This window comes from Streptomyces sp. H27-H5 (assembly GCF_026627505.1).
Classification (GTDB): domain Bacteria; phylum Actinomycetota; class Actinomycetes; order Streptomycetales; family Streptomycetaceae; genus Streptomyces.
On the sequence record NZ_JAPNLK010000262.1, the window covers coordinates 1 to 1963 of the forward strand.

The window sequence follows — 1963 nt, forward strand, 5'->3', positions numbered from 1 at the left end:
CTAGTCAGGCGGGTGCTCGCCTTGGAAGGCGGCACCTCGCTCATGATCGTCGGTGGACCCCGCGTCGGGGGACGTGCGTGAATCACGGGGGAGACGGCCAAGACCTGGCGCGCGTGGCGCTCGAGGCGGCCCGCGTGGCGGCACGCGCCGCCCGCGAGCCGGGTGCCCGTATGGCCCGCACCGCACGCTCATCCGATGCCGGCGGCCGCGATCCGCACGCACTCTGTTCGGTGGTCCGGTCCGTCGTGGCCGAGCGGGCCTGGAATACGGCGCGTGCCGCCGATGACGTGGTCGACCGGTGGTCCGACCTGGTTCCGGAACTGGCCCGGCATGTCCAGGCCGTCGGCTTCGATGCGCAGGTGGGCCGGCTCGACCTGTTGCCCGGCTCACAGGCGTATGCCGTCCAGCTACGGCTGCTGACGGACCGGCTGATCCAGCGCCTCAACGAGGCGCTGGGTGGGGGAGCGGTGAGGGCGGTTCGGGTTGTGGACCCGAAGGAGACCCTGCGGGCGGACCCGCCTTCACCGTCCGGGCCCGATCCCCGCACGCGGCCGGGGCGGCCCCGGCGGACACCGTCACCCGGCTACCGTGAGGCGCTCGCGGCCCACCGCGCCAGCCGTCCGGAACGCGGCGGTGAGGACCCTGCGGTCCGGTTCGCCCGGGAACGTCAGGCCCGCGAGCAGATGCGGGAGCCGGAGGAGTAATGGCTGTCCGATGAGCGGGCTCGCGCAACATTCATCGCGGGATCCGACCTGGACAAGGTAGAAAAAGCGCACCCACGCTTGGTCGTGAGGGGCCCATCTGATCGAGCCGCCACCGCAGGAGTCCCGGGCTCCGCGGGCCAGAGTGGTCACGACGCCCTTTGTAGAGACCAACAGGTGGCCCCGGCGACCGTGACCGGGGCGAACTCGATGCGAGGCCATATTGTCGCCGAGGAGGGCCTGTAGCTGCTGGACGCGTAGGGCACCGTCAGGTGTCGGGGACGTTCGAGAGAGGCCGGTCCGCGAATAGAGCCGGGGAAACTCCCCCCAAAGACCAGAACTGAGCCGGGGCCGACCCGCCCGATACTCCTCTTGCCATACCAGGGGGCGGAATAAGTAGACCCGCATGAGGTGCGGCAATCGAACCGGACGTGGGTCCGGAGATCTACCGAAACCGACGCGGAAACCGTGTCGTACACTTGCCATGGTTCGTGTGCTCGTAGTGGAAGACGATTTTTCTGTACGCGCGGCGCTTATTCGCCACCTCTCCGAGACGGGCCATACGGTACGGAGCGTCGGTACCGCGCGGGCCGCTTTGCGGGAGGTTTCCACTCGGCAATTTGACGTGGTGGTCTTGGGCTTGGGCCTGCCCGATCTCGACGGATCGGAAGCGCTGAAGATGATGCGTGGAATCACGGACATCCCGGTGATCATCGCGACCGCCAGGGATGACGAAGCGGAGATCGTCCGATTGCTCAACTCCGGTGCGGATGACTACCTCGCCAAGCCGTTCTCGGTTGAGCAACTCTCCGCCGGTCTGTCCGCCGTGCTGCGCCGGGCGCGCCCGGGAGAAGGCAACGAGGAGCAGGGTGGTGGCGGCCTGAATCGACGCCTTCCGATGGCTCAGCCGATACAACACCCGACGACGCCACTCACACCTGGGACAACGCAGCCCCATCGCCTACGAAACCGCCACCACAACAACATCAACTACGCTGGCCAAAGCCGCATAACCCGTGTCCAGGATCCGGGGTCAAGGCCCCCCACCAAGTTGACAACGCCCCCGCCGGTGCTCCCGGCCGTCACCGGGGTCCCGTATGGGGTGGCCGATTCGGTTCAGGGGCGGCGGGTGTAGGGGTGGAGCTGGTCGATCTCCCGGAACCCGGCCCGGTCATGCAGGTCCCGGACGGCGCTGTCGCCGGGTTCCGCGGTGTCGAGGAGCGTGACGACCTCGCGGACCCCGTGGCCGACGAGAGGGGCCA

At 68.5% G+C, this 1963-nt stretch carries 2 protein-coding genes; both read left to right on the forward strand.

The window, feature by feature from the left end:
- The first annotated feature begins 134 nt into the window (after nt 1–134).
- Nucleotides 135–704 carry a DUF721 domain-containing protein gene (locus OTB19_RS42600; RefSeq protein ID WP_267804232.1) on the forward strand — a complete coding sequence of 190 codons (570 nt, stop codon included), beginning with the start codon at nt 135–137 and terminating at the stop codon, nt 702–704.
- 481 nt (nt 705–1185) lie between these two features.
- Nucleotides 1186–1836, forward strand: a complete 651-nt coding sequence (locus OTB19_RS42605; protein ID WP_267804233.1) for a response regulator — start codon at nt 1186–1188, stop codon at nt 1834–1836.
- Nucleotides 1837–1963 lie beyond the last annotated feature (127 nt).

Excerpts from the sequence above, each read along its gene's own strand:
- OTB19_RS42605 (WP_267804233.1), top strand. The coding sequence starts at position 1,186 with ATGGTTCGTGTGCTCGTAGTGGAAGACGATTTTTCTGTACGCGCGGCG.